General features: G+C 57.2%; 20 protein-coding genes and 1 pseudogene. 19 read left to right on the top strand and 2 right to left on the bottom strand.

Annotated features, from left to right (window positions below; genetic code table 11):
- The first annotated feature begins 94 nt into the window (after window positions 1-94).
- The 16 genes from AC1Q8Q_RS13170 (at window position 95) to AC1Q8Q_RS13095 (ending at window position 16118) form a co-directional block, all read left to right on the top strand.
- Window positions 95-1159 (top strand): amidohydrolase family protein, encoded by a 1065-nt coding sequence (locus AC1Q8Q_RS13170; protein WP_020798203.1) that lies wholly within the window; start codon window positions 95-97, stop codon window positions 1157-1159.
- Window positions 1159-2010 carry a fumarylacetoacetate hydrolase family protein gene (locus AC1Q8Q_RS13165; RefSeq protein ID WP_020798202.1) on the top strand — a complete coding sequence of 284 codons (852 nt, stop codon included), beginning with the start codon at window positions 1159-1161 and terminating at the stop codon, window positions 2008-2010. Before AC1Q8Q_RS13170 ends, AC1Q8Q_RS13165 begins: the two co-directional genes overlap by 1 nt.
- Before the next feature lie 13 nt (window positions 2011-2023).
- Window positions 2024-2926 (top strand): 3-hydroxyacyl-CoA dehydrogenase, encoded by a 903-nt coding sequence (locus AC1Q8Q_RS13160; RefSeq protein WP_020798201.1) that lies wholly within the window; start codon window positions 2024-2026, stop codon window positions 2924-2926.
- Window positions 2923-4098 (top strand): thiolase family protein, encoded by a 1176-nt coding sequence (locus AC1Q8Q_RS13155; protein ID WP_020798200.1) that lies wholly within the window; start codon window positions 2923-2925, stop codon window positions 4096-4098. The genes AC1Q8Q_RS13160 and AC1Q8Q_RS13155 overlap by 4 nt, the downstream gene beginning before the upstream one ends.
- Window position 4099: 1 nt before the next feature.
- Window positions 4100-4603, top strand: coding sequence for a carboxymuconolactone decarboxylase family protein (locus AC1Q8Q_RS13150; protein WP_020798199.1), 504 nt, complete (start codon window positions 4100-4102; stop codon window positions 4601-4603).
- A gap of 139 nt (window positions 4604-4742) precedes the next feature.
- Window positions 4743-6020, top strand: coding sequence for a cytochrome P450 (locus tag AC1Q8Q_RS13145; protein ID WP_020798198.1), 1278 nt, complete (start codon window positions 4743-4745; stop codon window positions 6018-6020).
- Window positions 6021-6221: 201 nt separating this feature from the next.
- On the top strand, window positions 6222-7529 hold the full coding sequence (locus tag AC1Q8Q_RS13140; RefSeq protein ID WP_020798197.1) for an amidohydrolase family protein: 1308 nt from the start codon (window positions 6222-6224) through the stop codon (window positions 7527-7529).
- A 111-nt stretch (window positions 7530-7640) separates the two neighbouring features.
- Window positions 7641-8789 carry an acyl-CoA dehydrogenase family protein gene (locus AC1Q8Q_RS13135; RefSeq protein WP_020798196.1) on the top strand — a complete coding sequence of 383 codons (1149 nt, stop codon included), beginning with the start codon at window positions 7641-7643 and terminating at the stop codon, window positions 8787-8789.
- Entirely contained in the window at window positions 8789-9862 is a 1074-nt protein-coding gene (locus AC1Q8Q_RS13130; RefSeq protein WP_020798195.1) for an acyl-CoA dehydrogenase family protein, read from the top strand. The genes AC1Q8Q_RS13135 and AC1Q8Q_RS13130 overlap by 1 nt, the downstream gene beginning before the upstream one ends.
- Window positions 9859-10659 (top strand): crotonase/enoyl-CoA hydratase family protein, encoded by an 801-nt coding sequence (locus AC1Q8Q_RS13125; protein WP_020798194.1) that lies wholly within the window; start codon window positions 9859-9861, stop codon window positions 10657-10659. The genes AC1Q8Q_RS13130 and AC1Q8Q_RS13125 overlap by 4 nt, the downstream gene beginning before the upstream one ends.
- Window positions 10660-10701: 42 nt before the next feature.
- On the top strand, window positions 10702-11826 hold the full coding sequence (locus tag AC1Q8Q_RS13120; RefSeq protein ID WP_033040994.1) for an acyl-CoA dehydrogenase family protein: 1125 nt from the start codon (window positions 10702-10704) through the stop codon (window positions 11824-11826).
- A 24-nt stretch (window positions 11827-11850) separates the two neighbouring features.
- On the top strand, window positions 11851-12402 hold the full coding sequence (locus AC1Q8Q_RS13115; protein WP_020798192.1) for a glutathione peroxidase: 552 nt from the start codon (window positions 11851-11853) through the stop codon (window positions 12400-12402).
- 4 nt (window positions 12403-12406) lie between these two features.
- Window positions 12407-13288, top strand: a complete 882-nt coding sequence (gene panC / locus AC1Q8Q_RS13110) for a pantoate--beta-alanine ligase (protein WP_020798191.1) — start codon at window positions 12407-12409, stop codon at window positions 13286-13288.
- Window positions 13285-14142 carry a cache domain-containing protein gene (locus AC1Q8Q_RS13105; RefSeq protein WP_020798190.1) on the top strand — a complete coding sequence of 286 codons (858 nt, stop codon included), beginning with the start codon at window positions 13285-13287 and terminating at the stop codon, window positions 14140-14142. The genes panC and AC1Q8Q_RS13105 overlap by 4 nt, the downstream gene beginning before the upstream one ends.
- A gap of 42 nt (window positions 14143-14184) precedes the next feature.
- Window positions 14185-14925 (top strand): alpha/beta fold hydrolase, encoded by a 741-nt coding sequence (locus AC1Q8Q_RS13100; RefSeq protein ID WP_020798189.1) that lies wholly within the window; start codon window positions 14185-14187, stop codon window positions 14923-14925.
- Entirely contained in the window at window positions 14925-16118 is a 1194-nt protein-coding gene (locus AC1Q8Q_RS13095; RefSeq protein ID WP_033041000.1) for an MFS transporter, read from the top strand. Before AC1Q8Q_RS13100 ends, AC1Q8Q_RS13095 begins: the two co-directional genes overlap by 1 nt.
- Window positions 16119-16805: 687 nt before the next feature.
- Here the strand turns inward: AC1Q8Q_RS13095 and AC1Q8Q_RS13090 are convergent.
- Entirely contained in the window at window positions 16806-17255 is a 450-nt protein-coding gene (locus AC1Q8Q_RS13090) for an Xre family toxin-antitoxin system antitoxin (RefSeq protein WP_020798187.1), read from the bottom strand.
- Between the two features lie 199 nt (window positions 17256-17454).
- The gene (locus AC1Q8Q_RS13085) at window positions 17455-17709 is read right to left on the bottom strand and encodes a helix-turn-helix domain-containing protein (RefSeq protein ID WP_020798186.1); all 255 of its coding nucleotides are present in this window, start codon (window positions 17707-17709) and stop codon (window positions 17455-17457) included.
- A 111-nt stretch (window positions 17710-17820) separates the two neighbouring features.
- Between AC1Q8Q_RS13085 and AC1Q8Q_RS13080 the strand changes: the two genes are divergently transcribed.
- From AC1Q8Q_RS13080 to AC1Q8Q_RS13070, 3 genes and pseudogenes are all read left to right on the top strand, one after another.
- On the top strand, window positions 17821-18402 hold the full coding sequence (locus AC1Q8Q_RS13080) for a VspR family transcription factor (protein ID WP_020798185.1): 582 nt from the start codon (window positions 17821-17823) through the stop codon (window positions 18400-18402).
- Entirely contained in the window at window positions 18399-19784 is a 1386-nt protein-coding gene (locus AC1Q8Q_RS13075) for a DEAD/DEAH box helicase (RefSeq protein ID WP_020798184.1), read from the top strand. The genes AC1Q8Q_RS13080 and AC1Q8Q_RS13075 overlap by 4 nt, the downstream gene beginning before the upstream one ends.
- Before the next feature lie 201 nt (window positions 19785-19985).
- A pseudogene (locus AC1Q8Q_RS13070) lies at window positions 19986-20492 on the top strand (inositol monophosphatase family protein); the annotation flags it as partial.
- Window positions 20493-20572: the final 80 nt, after the last annotated feature.

Below are 20572 nucleotides of genomic sequence, written 5' to 3'. Positions count from 1 at the left end.
CCTGGCTTCCCCTTTCGCGGCAGTTTGATCCTGGTCACGTGAAGGCTCTGCGCCAATAACCAATAAAAAAGTGCCAACTTCGAGGTACCTAGACATGCTTATCGATCTACACGCCCACGCACCCCACCCTGGCTATTACAACCAGCACCCGCACTGGGGGCCGTTCTTCGAGCAACACGCCGACGGCGATATCAAGCTGCGTGTAGGTGATTGGATTCTTGGTCTCGGGTCGCCAGAGCGTAAGGCTGCCGTGCGCTCCGGTAATGGTCCCAAGCTTGAGGAATATTTTTCACGCTGGGCTGACCCAAAAGTGCGCCTGGCCGGTATGGATGCCGCAGGGCAGAACCTGCAGGTGGTTTCCGTCCCGTCCCATTGCTACATGTATTGGACTGAAGCCGAATTCGCCGTGCCATTCGCCCGCACCGTCAACAACACGCTGGCCGAATACTGCTCCGCAGCCCCTGATCGCCTGATGTTCTGGGCTCATGCACCGCTCAATGCACCTGAAGCGGCGGCGGCTGAAATACGTCACGCTTGCACAGAGCTGGGAGCCAAGGGCCTGGTCGCTGGCGGTGCCAACTTCGGCGGTCTGGAATTCGATTCGCCGGAACTTGATGTGGTGTGGAAAACCCTCTGTGACCTGGATCTGCCGATTTTTGTACACGGCTATAACCAGTCCGTTACCTGGGGCAAGAACGCTAACAGCGACCGCTACGAAACCACCGCTATCGTCGGCATGCAATACGACGAAACCCGTTGTTTCTGGAACCTGATTTGCGGCGGCGTTCTGGATCGCTTCCCTGACCTCAAGGTCTACATCACCCACGGCGGCGGTTATGTCCCGTACCAGCTCGGTCGCCTGGCCAAGACCAATGAAAACCTCGACGTTAAATACAACAAGAAGCCACTGCTCGAGTACATGAAAAACTTCTACTTCGACGTAGAGCTGCATGAAGTGCCGATGCGCCAGGCTCTGGTCGACATTATCGGTGCGGACCATGTGCTGTACGGCAGCAACTTCGGCGGCAGCGATGCCGTGCGCCACGATCTGACACACGGTCTGCAGTTGTCCGATGCGGACATGCGCAAGATCCGTTATGAAAACGCATGCCGCTTGCTGCACCTGGATCCTGCCAAGTTGGGCAAGGTAGGTGGCTGATGAAACTGGCGCGATGTGAGTATTTTTCTACCGGCGTTTTTTGGGCCGTGGTGGATGTCGCTCAAGATCAAGTGACACCCATTTCCGGTGATTTCAAGGATTGGGCACCGGCGGTAGCCGCCGGGCGCGGTATCAGTTCGGTGCGTTTTGCCGGGCCATCGCTGCCGTTGTCGAAGGTGCGCCTGCTGCCCCCGATTGAACCGATCAATCGGGTGGTAGTGGCGGGTGCCAATTACGCCAAGCACCTGGTGGAATTCGGATTGCAGGCGCCGGTACAGCCGGTGGCTTTTCTCAAGGCCTATGGCGCGCTGATTGGCGCCAATGACCCGATCCGTTTCCCGCCGTTAACTGAAGAGCTCGATCACGAAGTTGAACTGGTGGCCGTCATCGGCACCGAAGAAATCGACTTGGAAAACCCACTGGCTTGCGTGCTCGGCTACACCGTCGGCAATGACGTCAGCGCGCGCGACCTGCAGCGTAGTGGGCCGGCAGGTATAGGCATGGACCTTTTCGCCGCCAAAAGCCAGGACCAGACCACCGGTCTTGGGCCCTGGATCGTGACCAAGGATGAGTTTCCCGAGGGCTCACCACACTTGCGCCTGACCCTGAAAGTGAATGGTGAAGTGCGTCAGGACGGCTCAACCGGTGAAATGACCTGGGATGTTGGCCAGCTGATTCGCTTCGTGCAGCAGCGTTCGAGTTTTGCCAGTGGCGACGTGCTGTTCACTGGCTCGCCGGCGGGAGTGGGGATGGGCACCGGCCTGTTCCTCAAGGAAGGCGATGTGGTCGAAGCCAGCGTCGAAGGCATTGGCACGTTGCGCAATGTGGTCAGTAAAAAGAACCGCGCCTAATCGAGAGCCAAACATGAACGCCAATAAAGAAAAAGTAGTCGTGGTGGGTGCCGGTCTGATGGGCACCGGTATTGCCCATGCGTTCGCAAGCGCAGGTTTCAATACGCTGTTGGTCGATACCAATGCCGTCTCGTTGACGAACGCCCGGGCAAGCATCGAAAAGATCCTTGCCGATGGCGTGCGTCTGGGCAAGGTCAGCGAAGAACAAGCGCAGCAATCGCTGGCCAATCTGCTGACGTGTAGCGACTTGAGCGAAGCTGCGATGGGGGCCAACTGGCTGGTGGAGACGGTCTCCGAACAGTTGGCGGTGAAGAAGGCGGTGATTGGCCAGGCGGCGCCGCTGCTGGCGGCGGATGCCATTATTGCCACCAATACGTCGGCCCTCAGCGTGACCGAGATTGCGGCGTCGGTGGACTGTGCCGATCGCGTGATCGGCATGCACTTCTTCAACCCCGTGCACAAAATGAAACTGGTGGAGTTGGTGCGTGGTTTGGCCACCAGCGATGAAGTGGTGGCGCGCACTCGCACCCTGTGCGAGCAGATCAGTAAAACCTCGATCGTGGTCAATGAGTCGCCAGGACTGACCACCAGTCGCATGTCTGCGCTGCTGGGCAACGAGGCGATGTGGATGCTGCAGGAAGGCACCGCAACCGCCGAGGACATCGACACGGCGCTGCGCCTGGGCTTCAACCACCCGATGGGTCCATTGGAATTGGGAGACTTGACCGGCTGGGACACGCGGCTGTCGGTACTGCGTTATTTGCACCAGACCTTGGGCGAAAAATTTCGACCTTGCCCGCTGATCATCAAAATGGTCGCCGCCGGACGACTGGGGCGCAAGTCAGGACACGGGGTTTACCGCTATGAAGAGGGTAAGCAAGTACCGGGCTCGGGGCTCAAGGCGAGTGCGCTATGAAAGACATCGTCATTGTTGATGCGGTACGTACGCCCATCGGCAAGTTCCGCGGCAGCCTTGCCGGCGTACGCGCTGATCACCTTGGGTCGTTGGTGATCAGCCGTTTGCTGGAGCGGGTCGATGTCTCGCCGACGTTGGTCGATGACGTGATCTTCGGCAATGTCACGCAAATTGGCGAACAGTCCGCCAATATTGCCCGCACGGCGTTACTCGGCGCTGGCTGGCCGGTCACCGTTGCGGGGCTGACTATCGACCGTAAATGCGGTTCGGGTGAAGTGGCTGTGCATATGGCCGTTGGCGCCATCGCGGCGGGTGCCGCCGATATTGTGGTGGCCGGTGGCGCGGAAAACATGAGTCGCGTGCCCATGGGCAGTAACCGTGAGATCCACGGCGCGGCGTTTGGCTGGATGGCGGCGCAACGTTATGAGCTGACCAGTCAGGGGGAGGCGGCCGAGCGTATGGCTGACAAGTGGGCGCTCAGCCGCGATGCGCTGGACGATTTCGCTTTCGCCAGTCACCAGCGTGCAGCGACTGCCTGCGATGCCGGTTATTTCGATAATGAAACCATACCGGTGGTGGTTGAAGAACTCCGCGAAAAAGAGCTGTCGGAACCCGCTGGTGTGTTGCGTCAAGATGAAACCATTCGTCGTGATACGTCGCGGGAAAAACTGTCGACACTTAAAACCAGTTTTCGTCCGGACACCGGGCGCATCACCGCTGGTAACTCGTCGCAGATCTCCGACGGTGCGGCAGCGTTGCTGCTGATGAGTGCCGACACAGCGAAAAAGCTCGGCCTCAAAGCACGAGCGCGTGTCGTGGCCTTCACCACAGTCGGCTCTGACCCGACATTGATGCTCACCGGCCCGATTGCCGCTACTCAAAAGGTACTTGCCAAGGCAGGACTGAGTATCAATGACATTGATCTGTTTGAGGTCAACGAAGCTTTTGCCTCCGTGCCGCTGGCCTGGATGCAGGAGACCGGTGTGCCGCACAGTAAGTTGAACGTCAATGGTGGCGCCATTGCCCTCGGACACCCATTGGGGGCCAGCGGCGCTCGCTTAATGACCACGATGTTAAATGAGCTCGAGCGCCGTGGCGGGCGTTATGGGTTGCAAGCCATTTGCTGCGCCGGTGGCATGGGCACGGCGACCATCATCGAACGGCTCGATTGAGATGGCTCGCTTGCCGTTGATTCCCCTGGATGCCATGCCTGCCGCGTTGCAAGACGCGGTCGAGCGTGGTCAGAGCAGTCGCATGCTCAGCTCTACGACGCCGGTGCAGGTCTGGGCACATCGACCAAAGGTGGCGTTGGCCTGGCTGGGCTTAATGGAGAGCCTGCACAGCGACAGTCTGCTGGATGAGCGCTTGCGCGAACTGGTGCGGCTGAAAATTGCCAGCATCACCACCTGCAAGGCCTGCCAGCTGGCGCGCAAATCCGACCGTGTGACGGATGAGGATATTGCATGCATGGCGACGGACAGCGAGTACTTCACGCCAGCCGAGCGTGCAGCGCTGCGCTACGCCGAGTTGTTTGCCAGCGATTACCTGAGCATCGATGACGAGCAATTTACTCAACTGGGCGCGTTTTTCTCCACCGCCCAAGTGGTAGAGCTTGGAATGTACTGCGCGCTGATGTTGGCGGGTGGCCGCATGACATTGGTGCAGCAGGCCTACTGAGCAGGTCGCTCATCTAAAATAGTTGATCGAATTATTGAGAAGTGTCTAATACTGTCCTGCTCAGGCCTATTATTAGCCGAAAGGTATAGCCTTCTGCAGGCTGACTCAAAAAATAATGACAATAACAACGGAGACGATCATGTCCACACCGGTACAGAGCGACCTGACCAAGGTATTTACCGACGTCGCTAGCAATTATCGCGGCACCAGTGATATCGATCTTCACGCGACCTACAGCGAGATGCGCGCCAATTCGCCTGTGCTCCAGGACAACTTCATGGCCCGTCTGGGCGTGCCATCGATTGCCGGCCTGGATGCCAATCGACCAACCTTTACCCTGTTCAAATACGACGATGTCATGGCCGTCATGCGTGACGCCGGTACTTTTACCAGTGGTTTTATCGCCGAAGGGCTGGGGGCGTTTTTCGATGGCCTGATCCTCACGGCAATGGATGGTGATGCTCACAAGAGCATGCGTAATCTGCTGCAACCGGTATTCATGCCGGAGACGGTCAATCGCTGGAAAGAAACCAGGATCGACCGCGTGATTCGCGAGGAATACATCAAGCCGATGGTGGCGAACAAGGGCGCCGACCTGATGGACTTCGCCCTGTATTTCCCGATCCGGGTGATTTACTCCTTGATCGGCTTTCCTGAGGATCGCCCTGAGCAAATCGAGCAATACGCCGCCTGGGCATTGGCAATCCTGGCCGGTCCGCAAGTCGACCCGCAGAAGGCCGCCGCCGCCCGTGGCGCAGCCATGGACGCCGCGCAAGCGCTGTATGACGTAGTGAAAGTGGTGGTGGCGGAGCGTCGGGCTGCGGGTGCATCGGGGGATGATTTGATCAGCCGGCTGATCGGCGTCGAGTACCAGGGACGTTCCCTGGACGATCATGAGATCACCACCTTCGTGCGCTCACTGCTCCCGGCTGCCAGCGAAACCACGACCCGCACCTTCGGAACCTTGATGACATTGCTTTTGCAAAATCCGGATGTGCTGGAGCGGGTGCGCAATGATCGTAGCCTTGTAAACAAGGCCATTGATGAAGCGGTGCGTTTTGAGCCCGTGGCCACCTTCAAGGTGCGCCAGGCCGCCAAGGATCTGGAGATTCGCGGTGTGCCGATCCCCAAAGGGGCAATGGTGCAATGTATCGTTACCTCCGCCAACCGCGATGAAGACGCGTTCGAAAACGCCGATAAATTTGACATCGACCGCAAACCAAAACCTTCGTTTGGCTTCGGCTTCGGCCCACACATGTGTATCGGTCAATTCGTTGCCAAGACCGAGATCAATTGCGCACTGAATGCGATCCTCGACTTGATGCCCAATATCCGCCTTGACCCAGACAAGCCGGGGCCCCAGATCGTCGGTGCACAGCTGCGCGGTCCGCATTACCTGCATGTGTTATGGGACTGAACGGCGTCCATAACCCTCTTGTAAATCGTCTGGTTGAACCGCGACAGGTCTTGCGCCTGCCGCGGTTCAACGCATTCTGCCTCAAGGGTTTTCCCGCGCAACGGAATTAATATGAACACATTCAAAAAATGTGTTTAATTAAGTCGAGATGTGCACTATGATTCAGGCACAACAACAAGCCCGAATGCGAAGGGGAAAACAATGAAAGTTGAAGATCTGATTCTCGTCAGTGTCGATGACCACGCGATCGAGCCACCGAATGCTTTTGCTCGCCACATGCCTGCGCGCTTCAAGGGGCGTGAACCTCATGTGGTCAAGAAAGGCGATCGTGACGTGTGGGTCTTCGAGGAGCAGGCCACTGGCTACATGGGCCTCAACTCCGTGGTCGGTCGACCGAAAGAGGAATACGGCATGGAGCCGTTGGGCTACGACCAAATGCGCCGTGGTACCTGGAACATCAAGGACCGTGTCGACGACATGAACGCCAACGGCGTGCTCGGTTCATTGTGCTTTCCAACCTTCCCGGGCTTTGCCGGGCAACGCTTCCAGGTCCACGCTGACCGCGATGTGTCGATGGCAGCCATCCAGGCCTACAACGACTGGCATTTGCACGACTGGTGCAACGCAGCGCCTGGCCGCTTCATTCCGCTGATGATCGTGCCGTGGTGGGACATGAAAGCCGCCGCTGCCGAAGTGGCGCGTCTGGCGAAACAGGGCGTGCACGCGCTGTCGCTGTCGGATAACCCGGCGATTCACGGTTACCCGTCGATCCATAGCGATTACTGGGATCCACTGTGGAAGGCCTGCAGCGACAATAAAGTGGTTATCTGCTGTCATATCGGTACCGGTGTGAAAGCCCAACACGCATCGGATATGTCGCCAATCGACGCCTGGATTACCTCCATGCCGATTTCCATCGCCAACTCCGCGGCGGACTGGATCTGGGCACCGATGTGGAAGAAGTTCCCGGACCTGCGCATGGCGCTTTCCGAAGGCGGCATCGGCTGGATTCCTTACCTGTTGGAGCGCGCGGACTTCACCCACCGTCATCACAACGCGTGGACCAACTCCAACTTCGGCGGGAAGATGCCAAGTGACATCTTCAACAAGCACTTCATCACCTGCTTTATCGAAGACAACTTCGGCCTGAAGAACCTCGACTACTTGAACGCCGACATGGTCACCTGGGAAAGCGACTACCCGCATTCTGACTGCACTTGGCCAAACTCGCCGGAAACAGCGTGGGAAGGGTTGCAGCACCTGCCAAAAGAGATGATCGACAAGGTCACTCACTTGAACGCGATGCGTGAATTCTCCTTCGATCCGTTCTCCATTCACGGTCGAGAAAACTGCACAGTCGGCGCGCTGCGGGCCCAGGCTACCCACGTCAGCATCGAGCCGGCCCTGGGCCTGGGTGGTGCCGATCATGGTCGCCACGACAACAAGCCGGTTACCTCCGGCGACATCAATGCGATGTTCGCCCAGGCTGACGCGCAAACCGCGTTGTAAGTTGCCGCTGTTCCTGCAGTCGCCGGCCATCGGCGACTGCAGGAGCGGTTGCCGTTCTGTGGTCGCTTCGTTCGAGGCGATTGCGCCTGTGTTCAGCGTTAGAGAGCGCATATGGCCATCAGTCAATTTACCTACAGCAACATCCCCCCCGAGGCTGAAGCGCTTCGTGCAGAAGTGCGGGCGTTCATCCATGACACGCTGGCCGATTACCCGCCGACCTTGAGTGCTCAATCCTGGATGGGCTTCAGCGCCGAGTTCAGCAAGAAGCTTGGGTCCCGGGGCTGGGTCGGCATGGCCTTGCCCAAGGCTTATGGTGGCGCCGAGGCGGGGCCCTTTGCCCGATATGTGATTATCGAAGAGTTGCTGGCTGCCGGTGCACCGGTATCGGCCCACTGGATCGCCGACCGCCAAAGCGGTCCGCTGATCAATCGCTTCGGTACCGAGCAACAAAAACAGTATTACCTGCCAGCCATTTGCCGGGGTGAAAGCTACTTCTGCATTGGCATGAGCGAGCCCAACTCAGGCTCCGACCTGGCTTCGATCAAGAGTACCGCCGTCCGTGAGGGCGATAGCTGGCTGGTCAATGGCCAGAAGGTCTGGACCACCAACGCCCATCATTCGCAGTACATGATTGCCCTGGTGCGTACCGGTGAAAAACAGGAGGCCCGTCACGAGGGCATGTCGCAATTCATTGTCGATCTGAGCCTGCCCGGCATCACCATCCGACCCATTCGAGACCTGGCCGGTGGCGAGCATTTCAACGAAGTGTTTTTCGACAATGTGCGGTTGCCGGCTGATGCCTTGATCGGTACTGAAGGCAAAGGCTGGGATCAAGTGACCGCCGAACTGGCCTTCGAGCGTAGCGGCCCTGAACGGTTCCTCAGCTGCATGGCGCTGCTGAAAACCCTGATCGATGCGCTGGGCAAGACCCCCAACGCGTTACAGGCGCGAGAAATCGGGCGTCTTTCGGCCAAGCTGCTGACCCTGCGCAACATGTCATTGTCGGTTACGGCACAGCTGGCAGCGGGTGAGCACCCAGCCTGGGCGGCTTCCTGCGTGAAAGACCTCGGCAATGCCTTTGAACAGGAAATCCCCGAGGTTGCCCAGCTGCTGCTGGAAACCGAGCCACGGCAAGACGGCGGCAGCGAACATGCCCGGGTACTCGCCTACCTGACTCAGATGGCGCCCTCGTTCTCACTGCGCGGGGGCACTCGTGAAATTCTGCGCGGCATCATTGCCCGCGGCCTGGGGTTGCGATAATGCGCGAGATATTTGAAACGACGATTGAACGCCTGTTCGCCGATTTGGCGACGCCCGCTTATGTGATGAGGTGTGAAGGCGGGGAATGGCCGGCGGATTTATGGGCCGCGCTGGATGAGTCGGGCTTCTCTTTGGCGGGTGTCAGCGAAGCGCTGGGCGGAGCCGAAGCCAGTTGGTCTGATATGTATGTGCTGGTGCGTGCCGCCGGACGCTTTTCCGTTCCGGCCCCAATAGGTGAGGCCTTGCTGGCCAACTGGCTGCTGAGCAAGTCAGGCCTGGAGGGGAGGGCTGGTGCGCTGAGCATGGCTGCCAATGCCAATCTGGTGCTCGATGGCGAGCGCGTTAATGGCACCGCCTATTCGGTACCTTGGGGGCGTAATGTCGAAGAGGTTGTCGCGATTGCCAACAGCTCAACGGGGGTTCCGCATGTGGTTTTGCTATCGCGTAGCGCTGCCAGTGAACTCACGCTCAGTCTGAATGTGGCTGGCGAACCGCGTGATGACCTGGGTTTCAACAGCGCCCAGGTACTGGCGCAAGCGCCGCTGCCCAACGGGTTCGACGCCAATGTCCTGGAATTGGGCGGCGCGATGCTGCGCGCGGCGCAGACTGCCGGGGCATTGCATGCGCTATTGGACATGACTGCCAACTATGCCGGGGAACGCAAACAATTCGGCAAGGCCATCGGCTCGTTCCAGGCCATTCAACAGCAACTGGCGGTATTCGCGGAACAAGCCGCCGCCGCCGGGATTGCCGCCGAGGCTGCCTTCGTGGAATCGCGTTGTGGACTCGCCACGTTGACCATTGCGGCCGCAAAAATCAGCACGGCAGAAGCGGCCAGTGTTGGCGCCGGCTTTGCCCATTCGGTGCATGGTGCCATTGGCTTTACCGAGGAATATCCCCTGCATTTGCTCACCCGGCGGTTGTGGGCGTGGCGCAGCGAATTCGGATCGGCCAGCCTTTGGAGCCAACGCCTGGGCGTCCGGGTCTGCCAGGGTGGAAGCGAAGGGTACTGGCCGTTACTGACAGGTCATGGCCAACATTCATTAACCCGACTTGTGAGTGATCCGGTATGAGCCCGTTTCTTCAGATAGAGCGCGATGGCGGTGTCGTCACTGTGCGCATGAACCATCCCGAAACCCGCAACGCGTTGACGACGCCCGAGCAAATTCAGGAGTTTGTCGACCTCTGTGCCCAATTACGTCGCGACCCAACGGTGCGGGTCATGGTGCTCACCGGTAATGGCAGCGCCTTTTGTGCCGGTGGCAACGTCAAGGACATGCATGAGCGTGGCGGCATCTTCGCTGGCTCGCCTTATGAGCTGCGCAACACCTACCGTGATGGCATTCAACGTATTCCCCTGGCGATCTACGAGTTGGATATCCCGGTGATCGCCGCGGTCAACGGCCCAGCGATTGGTGCGGGCCTGGATCTGGCGTGCATGTGCGACATCCGGCTGGCGGCACCCAAGGCGATCTTCGCCGAGAGTTTTGTGCGCCTGGGCATTGTTCCGGGTGACGGCGGCGCCTGGCTGTTGCCGCGCATCATCGGCATCCCGAAAGCCAGCCTGATGGCGTTTACCGGTGACGCTATCGATGCTGCAAAAGCGCTGGAATGGGGCCTGGTAGAGCAGGTCTGCACCCATGAAACCCTGCAGTCGGAAGCGCAAGCCTTGGCGCGGCGGATCGCCAGCAACCCGGGCCATGCGTTGCGGCTGTGCAAGCGCCTGCTGCGCGAAGGCCAACATATGCGTCTCGACTCGCTACTGGAGTTGTCTGCCGCATACCAGGCACTCGCCCATCACACCGAAGACCATCAGGAAGCGGTGGCCGCTTTTGTCGATAAGCGCGAGCCGCAATACCGGGACCGCTGATTACTCATTGCCAACAACAAGAATCGATCTGGAGTAAGCAAGATGCGTGGCGTATTTCGAGAAGACCACAATATGTTCCGTGATCAGGCCCGCCGTTTCGTCGATCGCGAAATCGTGCCCTACCTGCATGAGTGGGAAAAGAACGGCATCGTGCCCAAGGAAGTCTGGCTCAAGGCCGGCGAGAACGGCTTGCTGTGCTCCACGGTGCCCGAAGAATACGGCGGCCCGGGAGGCGACTTCGGTCATTCTGCGGTGATGATCGAAGAACTGGCGCGAGCCAATGCCACCGCGGTGGGTTTTACCACTCACTCGGAAATCGTCACCCCTTACATCGTTGCCTATGGCAGCGAAGAGCAGAAGCAGCAATGGCTGCCGCGCATGGTCAGCGGTGAGTTGATTGGCGTGATCGCCATGAGCGAACCAGGCATCGGCAGCGACCTGCGATCCATGCGCACTTCGGCGCGCCGCGACGGTGATGACTACATCGTCAACGGCCAGAAGACCTTCATCACCAACGGCGGCAATGCCGGCCTGGTGGTGACCGCCACCAAGATTGATCCTGCTGCCAAAGAGCTGACCTTGATCTGCGTCGAAGAAAGTCGTGCGGGTTTTGCCAAGGGTCGTCTGCTGGAAAAGATCGGTCTGAAAGGGCAGGACACTGCCGAGCTGTTTTTCGATGAGGTAAGGGTGCCGGTTGGCAATCGATTGGGGGAGGAGGGGATGGGGTTCAAATACCTGACTCACCAATTGGCCTGGGAACGCTTGATCATTGCTATCCGTGCCGCCCAATCGATCGACACGCTGCTGGAAGAAACCATCGGCTACACCCGTGAACGCAAAGTCTTTGGCAAACCGGTTCTCGACTTCCAGAACACCCGCTTCAAGCTTGCCGAAGCCAAGGCCCAAGCCACTATGTTGCGGGTGTTCGTCGACGACTGCCTGGCCAAGGTGATGCGCGGCGAGTTGACGCCCGAAATCGCAGCGATGGCCAAGCTGCTGGGATCGGAAATGCAGGGCAAGCTGCTCGACGAGTTCCTGCAATTGCATGGCGGCTACGGCTTCATGAGCGAATACAAGATCAGCCGCGCCTGGGTCGACGCGCGAGTGGCCCGTATCTATGGCGGCACCTCGGAGATCATGAAAGAAATCATCGGCCGTACCCTTTGAAGCCAACCTGCATGAGGCAGACAAATGAGTAACTCTCTTTATGATATTTCGCTGAAGCAGATCGATGGCAGTGCCAGCCGCCTTGGCGATTATCGGGGCAAAGTCCTGCTGGTGGTCAACGTGGCTTCTAAATGTGGCCTGACCCCGCAATACGAAGGTCTGGAAAAGCTCTACCAGAGCAAGCATTCACAAGGGCTGGAAGTGCTGGGTTTCCCTGCCAACGATTTCAGGGAACAGGAGCCCTATAGCGACGCGGAAATCGCTGAGTTCTGCTCAGTGAACTATGGCGTTCACTTTCCCCTGTTCTCGAAAATCTCGGTTGTTGGCACCGAGCAGCATCCTCTCTACGCCGAACTGACAGCCGCGCAACCCGAGTCCACAGGCGAAGGTCCAATGCGCGAGCGTCTGCTGGGTTACGGGATCGAGTCCGCCAACACGACGGACGTGCTCTGGAACTTCGAGAAGTTTCTGATCGATCGCCAGGGTGCGGTCGTCGCTCGTTTCGCTCCGGACGTTGCAGCGGATGATCCGCGGTTGATTGAGGCAATCGAGGCGCAACTGGCTAAAGAGGCGTAACGCGGTGCAGACAGTCGATACGGTTGGCGCGCTGCGTGCGCTCGTGGCCCGCGCCCGGGGTGAGAACAAGAAAGTCGCACTGGTGCCGACCATGGGCAATTTGCATGACGGTCATATAGCCCTGATTCATTGCGCAAAGCAACGAGCGGACTTCGTCGTCGCCAGCATCTTCGTCAATCCACTCCAGTTCGGGGCCAATGAAGACCTGGCCAACTATCCCCGCACGCCCGACGCTGATCGCGAAAGACTGGTCAATGCCGGGTGTGATGTGCTGTTTGCCCCCGCTGTCGAACAGATCTATCCGGATGGAATGCTCAATCAGGCCATCGTCAGTGTGCCGAACGTTTCTGAAGGTCTTTGCGGTGCGGCACGCCCTGGTCACTTTGACGGCATGGCCACTGTCGTCGCCAAGCTGCTAAACATTGCCCAGCCAGACGTGGCGGTTTTCGGGGAAAAGGATTATCAGCAGCTGGCAATCGTGCGCTCGATGGTCAGGGATCTCAACATGGTGACTGACGTTGTCGGTGCACCGACGATCCGAGCCTCGGACGGCTTGGCATTATCCTCGCGCAACGACTATCTGACCGAGCATGAGCGCTCGGTAGCCCCCGTCCTCTACGCTTGTTTGAAGCAAATGGCGGCGAGTATCCAGCTCGAGAGGCGGGTGGCTGAGCGCCAGTTGATTGAATGTCATCAACGTATCAGTGACGCCGGTTTTCAGCTGGAATACTTTGAAATCAGGAATGCCCAGGATCTGACACCACTGAAAAGCACCGATACTCACTTTGTGATTCTGGTGGCGGCGCGCATTGGCAAAACACGGCTCATTGACAATCTGACAGTGGACCTTCGGGCATCGGAAACTTCACCAGAGGCACAACCATGAGTCATTATCGAGCGATCGCTGCGTTGTGCCTGTGTTTTTTCTCCCTCGTCGGCTTTGCTCAGCAAGCAGCGGTCGACGCTTACAGTGCTGACACCCAACGCGCAAATGCCTTGTTGGTAAAAGCTGTTGACGAGTACAAAGCCAAGGGTGACTCGGCGTTGGCCGAGTTCAGTCGGCAGGGGGCCTTTATCGATGGTGAACTGTACATCTACGTGGTCGATACCTCCGGTGTGATGCTCGCCAGCGGCGGGCCTTCCGCTTCGCTGGTCGGCAAGCCGGTGTTAAGTGTCCTGGATGTCGATCTCAAGGAGGCATTCGAGCATGCCATTGCACAGCCTGACGATGGCATTGTGCGTAGCGCCGAATACCGCTGGTGGAACTGGCAACACGCCAAGGTCGAGCGCAAACGCGTGTTCTATCAGCGCGTCAAGGATCGGTTGATCGTCGTGGGTTACTACATGCCACGGTCCTCCCCCGAACAGGCCCAACAGCTGCTTGGGCAGATTTCGCGACAAGTTGCCAACGACGCGAAAACCACCTTCGGGCTCATTAACCAGCACGATAAACAGTTCACCGAGGATGATCTGTATGCCTTTGTGGTGGATCTCAAGACCAAGCGGTTTGTCGCTCACGGTTTTTCGTCCCGGCTGATCGGCACCGACTTCAAGTCATTGCGCTCAGTCGATGGCAAGCCGATTGGCGAGGACATCCTCAAACAGATGAGCGGCCATGAAACAGGTGAGATCGCTTATCTGTGGCGTAACCCGATTACCGGGCAAAACGAATACAAGAGAACTTTTCTGCAGCGGGTAAACGGGTTCGTCGTCGCCGTGGGTTGCTATGCAGTCAAGTGATCAAGACAGGTACGACTGGTACCCACTCTCAGGAGCGTGCGCATGACTGATTTGGTATTGCTGCATGGCGGCAACCACGGCTCCTGGTGTTGGGGGCCCTTTATTGAAGTATTAAACCAGCAGCCCGGATGCTTCGAGCGAGTGATTACCCTAGATATGCCAGGGTGCGGCACCAAGCGCGGGCGGGATGTTGTGTCCCTGCGGCTCGATGATGTGGTCGAGGAGCTTAATGAGGACCTGCGTGCACTCGGCGTGAACCAGGCCGTCCTGCTTGGGCATTCCATCGCGGGAGCCCTGCTGCCGATGATGGTACTGGCCGCTCCCCAACTGTATTCGCAGTTGGTGTACCTGGCTTGCGCATTGCCCAGTGAAGGCCAATCAATTCTGCAGCTGCTTGGCACCAGGCTGCATGGCGAAAGTCCGGACCATGTTGGCTGGCCGCTGGATCCTGCGCAAACCACCCCTCAGGCGCTGGCCGTGGCGATGTTCGGGCAAGATTTGAGTGAGCAAACCCTGGGTTGGTTGTTAAGTGAAGCGAGCCAGGACACGACGCCACTCTGTGTGGCGACAGACGCCATCAGCCGCGTGGGATATCCGGGCATCATTGCGGCGAGTTACATCATCACCCTGCGCGACAACATCCTGCCCGTCGACTGGCAGCGGCGGTTTGCGCAACGTGCCGACGCAGAGGTGGTTGTCGAGATCGATACAGCGCATGAGCCGTTCGTATCACACCCGCAGTTGCTTGCGGATGTCGTATGGGGCCTGGAGCGGCATGGGTGATGGGCGACATCGGTGTTTTAAGCCGTAGTAATGGCAAGGCTATCGGCAGCCACTGGTTGATCCTGTCCATTATCTGCTTCAACTTCATCTCGTACGTCTGCAGTGGCTTGCCACTTGCGGTGTTGCCGGGCTATGTCCTCAATGACCTGGGCCTGACCTCGATTTTTGCCGGCGTGGTGATCAGCTCGCAGTACCTGGCGACGCTCCTGGCTCGCCCGTTGGCCGGTGGCGTGGCTGATCGCCTGGGCGCCAAATACGCGGTGGTGTGTGGGCTCAGCGGCTTGATGTTGAGCGGCATCCTGACCGCACTTGCGCTCATCTTGCACACCCAACCCTGGTTGACCCTGACGCTCATACTGCTGGGCAGGCTGGTGTTGGGGGCGTCCACGGCCATGATCTCCACGCCTTGTTGCACCTGGGCCATTGGATTATGTGGTGCGCCTCGGGCAGCACAGGTCATGTCGTGGAACGGAATAGCGGCTTATGGTGGTACGGCAGTCGGAGCGCCGCTGGGCGTGCTGCTGCGTAATTCGTTAGGTATTGCCAGTGTCGGACTGTGCACCGTATTGCTTGGCCTGATGTTCCTGCTTTTGGCGCTGGGCAAGCGCCCGGCGCCCTTGATTTCAGGCGCCCGATTGGCATTTTATCGAGTTCTTTTCGCGGTCATGCCCAATGGCCTGGTCCTTGTGTGCAGTTCAGTAGGGTTTGGCGGCCTGACGGCATTCGTCGCACTGTACTTCGACAGCAACGGGTGGGACAACGCCGCCTACTGTTTGAGTGGGTTCGGTGCTGGTTTTATCGTTGCCCGCTTGTCGTCGCCCGGAATACTGCAGCGATACAGGGGCTACAAGGTGGTGGGCGGCTGCCTGCTTGTACAGACCTTGGGAATGCTGCTGATATGGCTGGCGCCATCTCCCGCACTGGCAATTGCTGGCGGTGCGCTGACCGGGATAGGGGTGTCATGGGTCTATCCGGGATTAGGGGTGGAAACACTGTCCAGCACTCCGGCGGCCAACCGTAATTCGGCGCTCAGTGCACTTTCTTTATTCTTTGATATCGCAGTGGGGCTGGCCGGCCCGGTGATGGGCCTGGTTGCTTCTGGCCTAGGCTATGCGGCGATATTTCTCTGTGCTGCGTTGATGTCGATGGGTGGGTTTGTTGCGGTGCTCTATTTGTGTAGGAATAAAAGGTAGGAGCGATAAGAGGTGCTGTTGCTACGGATGTCCGCCCCATGGCACAGCGGCTATACCCGACAGCGGCTATCAAAAAACGGTTACCAACGTGACCACTTGCAAGACCAACTAGTAATCGCTTGCCGCTGGAGGGTTGTTACGGCGGCATTCCGTTCCCGATTCCGAAAATCGACACGAGGTCATCTGGAGTGGTCCAGCTTTCGCGATGGACGTTGACTGGGCGGTGAGGGGCTCACGAGGGGCGAACTGTATCCCATACGATGCTCATGAATTGCCCTTTATTATTGTTGAAGTGGAGTGCTTTTAATGCCAACTTCGTGCGAAATTGGTTGTCGCTTTACGGTGATCGACACCTCAGTGACTTGCCTGCTTTCTTGTCGGTGAAGCTAGGGCCAAACATTCAGAACTAGCAGTCCGTCAGCATCGGGTTGCCTTGCGCAGACGGAATGATAGTCGTGAAATGGCCTTTCTCCGATCCTGATGACTGTGCCCGATTCGTTCGTGGAATGACGCAAAGATCCGCATCGACTCCATTCACCTCGATGTCGAGCGCATGAACATGAGCACTGACACTGCGGTGGCACGGATCGTGGCGGTCTTCGGTGTGGCGAAGCCGCCGTCTGTTCCCAGTCGGTTTAGCTGGAGGAAGAATCTCTCAATTCTGCGTTGCACCGACGTGCCCAGCGATCAAAATGCGTACCCTTCAGCAACCTGTATTAGTAATTGCTCAACCTGGTGAGTGCCTTGTTTGGTTGAGAGCATTGCTATTGGACTTTTCCCGGAAAAATGATCCTTAGGCTTCGAGAGCCACGAACTGGCTTTCTCTCTTCTACCAAAAAGTACTTCTGCCATAGCGGCGATGTAGGCATGTCGAAATAAGCGCTCACTCTCATCCACCGTGAGTCTCTGCCCGAGCGTCAACCTAGAGCTGAGTGTCTTGTAAGGGATGATCTGGTCGCGTTGTTGCGGGGGGATTTTGCCCTGCTCGCAAAAAATGTTGATCCGATCGGCTGAAAAGCCGGCATTGATCATCTCATGGATGTCCGAGTCTGAAGCGTCGATGGGGACATTGAGAAAATCTGACAACCGGTCCCGGAAGTCACGATAAGAATTCTCGTTCAGCACTTCGGCAAGCATGGCGCACCTTCATGGTTGGATCTTTGCCACTTAGTATCTGGCACATCCGTATCGCATGAAAGCGCGCAAATTTTAACGGCCGCTGCCGCATGGTTCATTTAGAACTGGAGGAGGCAGGGAAGCGCCCAATCACTAGAGCGTTCGGTCGGGGAAAAAACGATAGGGATAGCTAAATTCATGTCGACGCATGCTTGTTGGCTCAGTCGCTTGCCGCCAAATCAGAAGCCAATTCGTGGAGAGACAGCGCCTCAGGCAAGAGAAATTGCGGCTCGCATTCCAATACGGTGGCTATGCGATATAGCTTTTCCACGGTGATGTTGACTTCACCGCGTTCAATACGCCCCATATAGCTACGATCGACACTGCAGGAAAGCGCCAAGGCATCTTGTGAAAATCCTTTGGCCTTCCGTTGTGTCCGTATTCTTTCGCCCAATGCCTTTGCAAGCTGATGCATAACCGCCTCGGTTCCCACTGAGGCGGCACTATCGTGCGTTTGCGGATGAATCAACCACGGATTATAATCCGCATTTTGATCGTTCCGCGAATTTCCCTTCCAGGTGCCTGCATGAAACCCGATTCATTTATCCTCGACAGGCGGCTTTACGACCTGTTTCAGCAGGAGCATCTACGCCAATTTACGACCCAGGAGCTGCGTGACGCGTACGCTACTCACCTGACGGGTATGACTTTTAACAGCAGCGACTTGCGTCGATATGTCTATGAGCAGATCCGACGCATGCTGCGTAGTGGATGGGTCATTCAGGATGAAAAACGACAAAAGCGAGGTCAGATCTATCACTGGCACGGAATTCCGGCGAACTTGCAGGTAGAGCTCGTCGATAATGGGTACGAGAGCAGTGCTAAGCCGACAAATAAACCGTTACATCAGCCCTTACAAAGCATGGACCCAGAGCAGTCAGGCCCAGATGTGATCGAGCACTTGGAGTCCATACTCAAAGAAATTCGCCTCGACTTCCTTTCTTCGATGGGAGAGGCGGAGCGGTATAAGCAGCTGCTCGAGGAAATGCCGCATCTGAAAGACCAAGTCGAAGGCGAGTATTTGGAGGCTCGAGACCGAAGCTCTCGTCTTCTAGGGCATCTCCGGGCGGTCGAAAAGACGCTCAAGACAGTCACGTCCGCACGATGAAAGCATTGCCGAGAAAATGGCAGAGTCAATGCATTGAGATCGCGTTGGAACACTACACCTCAACGCCGCACTTCTTCTGTCAAGCCACCCCGGGGGCGGGGAAGACTCGGATGGCCGCAGAGCTTGCTCGGCGTTTGTTGGAGCAGGGCAAGATCGATCTCGTGCTGTGTTTTGCTCCCTCGTGCCAAGTCGTCGAAGGCTTTCGCACTACGTTCTCTACAGTATTGGGGAGGCGTTTGGATGGACTGATCGGTGCCATTGGAACCGCAAGTACCTATCAAGCCATGGAGCACCAGGATGAGGCTTTCTGGAGGCTTTTCGATGACTATCGCGTGTTTGCAATATTCGACGAAATCCATCACTGCTCAGGACACGATCCGCTTTTAAGCAATGCCTGGGGACAACAAATTCTTTTGAAGATGCAGGACCGTGCCGCTTTTACCTTGGCTCTATCGGGTACACCCTGGCGCTCCGATGACAGAGGCATTGCTCTGGCTCGTTACTCCAACCCGGAAGGCCGATTGATTTGCGACTATCGCTACGGCCTTAAAGACGCCATTTCCGACGGGGTTTGTCGGTCACCTCGCATTGTTCTGTTAGATAACCAGATGCTGAGGCTCAAAGAAGATTCTGCAAACGAGAGTACGATCAAGCTTTTTCCCAGCATCGCTAAGCTGCTGCGTGAGTCTCCGGTCTCATACGAGGATCTGATTTGTCATAAGGACGCGCTTCTCCAGTTGCTTGACCTGGGGAGCAAGAAACTTGATGAAGTGCGGATGCTTAAACCGAATGCCGCGGGCTTGGTAGTTGCCACGAATATCAAGCATGCTCAACAAGTCGCCATGGCGCTGAAGGACAAGGGCGAAAGCTTCCAAGTCGTGACAACCAGAACCCCGGATGCGCAACAGGTAATCAATGGGTTCAAAAATAGCGACTGCCGTTGGATTGTTGCAGTGGGAATGATCAGTGAGGGGACCGATATTCCTCGGCTTCAAGTTTGCTGCTACCTCAGTCGAATCCGTACTGAACTGCATTATCGTCAGGTGCTGGGAAGAATCCTTCGACGTATGGGCGAGATTGATGATCAAGCTTGGTTATTCGTCCTGGCGGAGCCGACACTGAAGCGATTCTCTCAGCGTATCGCAGATGATTTGCCGGAAGATCTGGCTGTTGTGTGCGCTTTAGGTGCGCCTGCACCCCAGGCTTGTGCAATCGAAGGTGAGTTGGATTGTTCCGTGAACACTCTCAGTGGAGACCCAGGCAGCTCTACGCCTACTGCTACAGCGCAGAAATTTCTATCGGAGGTCGATTTGTCCCCTACATCGACTTATCAAATAAGCTTTTCGAAGAATTATCGCCAGCAACTGTTGGCCGTTTTCTGATGTGTATTTTGTCCATTAAGAGACCATATCAGTGCTGGTTCAGCGTGGCCTGGGGGTCCACCTATGTTGGAACTTGTGATCTATCTCTCCGCTGAGCTCGGTCGGCTGCCACCCTTCTTTAGCACTGATAGAGGAGGGAGGTCGTTGATCGTGATCGGCGCGACAGCGAACCATTTTGCTCATCAAGAGCGTGGGGGGGTAATGAAAGGTAAACGCAAAGCGAAAACATCGAAATGGGCCATGAAGTTTCAATTTAAAACGGAGGCTCAGCGGTCAATCTCCGCGAGGTCCGAAAAAGCGTCAAATCGTTTTCTTGATGCCGCGCTGCATTTGGGTTCAGCGCACGAGCCGCTAGGCAGGCTCGCTGGGGCGTCATTCGAGCACCACACAAAAAGCCCAGAACTGCCAGAGCTGCTTACCTCCGTCATCAACATAGTTTGCAAGGCAGGCCAACCCTCGTAACAGAATGGCAACGAGAAGACGGGCCAAGGGGGCAGGGGGACAAGGCAGTCGTTGATGTCGAAATTGAACAGCTTCTACGTCAGCGGTTGCTTGACCTGTTTTTCTGCGACTATTGGGGGGAGGAGACCGGCCATACCCTGACACCTGACAGGAGATTCATGGTGTTGGGTAGTTGACCCCAATGATGGCACAAACGATTTTCTGAGAGGGCTGAAAGGCTCAGCTATATCAGTCGGCCTTCTATACAAATGCGGATTCCACGGCCATCCGGCCACCTATTCCATAAACATCCGGCCACTGATTCCACGATGATCCGGCCACCCATT

This window comes from Pseudomonas sp. GW823-FHT06B06 (genome assembly GCF_058795195.1).
This window is presented reverse-complemented; position numbering and strand designations above follow the sequence as displayed.

What these genes read in the sequence shown, in the direction of transcription:
- AC1Q8Q_RS13170 (WP_020798203.1), top strand. Translation starts at nt 95, where the DNA reads ATGCTTATCGATCTACACGCCCACGCACCCCACCCTGGCTATTACAAC.
- AC1Q8Q_RS13165 (WP_020798202.1), top strand. Translation starts at nt 1,159, where the DNA reads ATGAAACTGGCGCGATGTGAGTATTTTTCTACCGGCGTTTTTTGGGCC.
- AC1Q8Q_RS13160 (WP_020798201.1), top strand. Translation starts at nt 2,024, where the DNA reads ATGAACGCCAATAAAGAAAAAGTAGTCGTGGTGGGTGCCGGTCTGATG.
- AC1Q8Q_RS13155 (WP_020798200.1), top strand. Translation starts at nt 2,923, where the DNA reads ATGAAAGACATCGTCATTGTTGATGCGGTACGTACGCCCATCGGCAAG.
- AC1Q8Q_RS13150 (WP_020798199.1), top strand. Translation starts at nt 4,100, where the DNA reads ATGGCTCGCTTGCCGTTGATTCCCCTGGATGCCATGCCTGCCGCGTTG.
- AC1Q8Q_RS13145 (WP_020798198.1), top strand. Translation starts at nt 4,743, where the DNA reads ATGTCCACACCGGTACAGAGCGACCTGACCAAGGTATTTACCGACGTC.
- AC1Q8Q_RS13140 (WP_020798197.1), top strand. Translation starts at nt 6,222, where the DNA reads ATGAAAGTTGAAGATCTGATTCTCGTCAGTGTCGATGACCACGCGATC.
- AC1Q8Q_RS13135 (WP_020798196.1), top strand. Translation starts at nt 7,641, where the DNA reads ATGGCCATCAGTCAATTTACCTACAGCAACATCCCCCCCGAGGCTGAA.
- AC1Q8Q_RS13130 (WP_020798195.1), top strand. Translation starts at nt 8,789, where the DNA reads ATGCGCGAGATATTTGAAACGACGATTGAACGCCTGTTCGCCGATTTG.
- AC1Q8Q_RS13125 (WP_020798194.1), top strand. Translation starts at nt 9,859, where the DNA reads ATGAGCCCGTTTCTTCAGATAGAGCGCGATGGCGGTGTCGTCACTGTG.
- AC1Q8Q_RS13120 (WP_033040994.1), top strand. Translation starts at nt 10,702, where the DNA reads ATGCGTGGCGTATTTCGAGAAGACCACAATATGTTCCGTGATCAGGCC.
- AC1Q8Q_RS13115 (WP_020798192.1), top strand. Translation starts at nt 11,851, where the DNA reads ATGAGTAACTCTCTTTATGATATTTCGCTGAAGCAGATCGATGGCAGT.
- AC1Q8Q_RS13105 (WP_020798190.1), top strand. Translation starts at nt 13,285, where the DNA reads ATGAGTCATTATCGAGCGATCGCTGCGTTGTGCCTGTGTTTTTTCTCC.
- AC1Q8Q_RS13100 (WP_020798189.1), top strand. Translation starts at nt 14,185, where the DNA reads ATGACTGATTTGGTATTGCTGCATGGCGGCAACCACGGCTCCTGGTGT.
- AC1Q8Q_RS13095 (WP_033041000.1), top strand. Translation starts at nt 14,925, where the DNA reads ATGGGCGACATCGGTGTTTTAAGCCGTAGTAATGGCAAGGCTATCGGC.
- AC1Q8Q_RS13090 (WP_020798187.1), bottom strand. Translation starts at nt 17,255, where the DNA reads ATGCTTGCCGAAGTGCTGAACGAGAATTCTTATCGTGACTTCCGGGAC.
- AC1Q8Q_RS13085 (WP_020798186.1), bottom strand. Translation starts at nt 17,709, where the DNA reads ATGCATCAGCTTGCAAAGGCATTGGGCGAAAGAATACGGACACAACGG.
- AC1Q8Q_RS13080 (WP_020798185.1), top strand. Translation starts at nt 17,821, where the DNA reads ATGAAACCCGATTCATTTATCCTCGACAGGCGGCTTTACGACCTGTTT.
- AC1Q8Q_RS13075 (WP_020798184.1), top strand. Translation starts at nt 18,399, where the DNA reads ATGAAAGCATTGCCGAGAAAATGGCAGAGTCAATGCATTGAGATCGCG.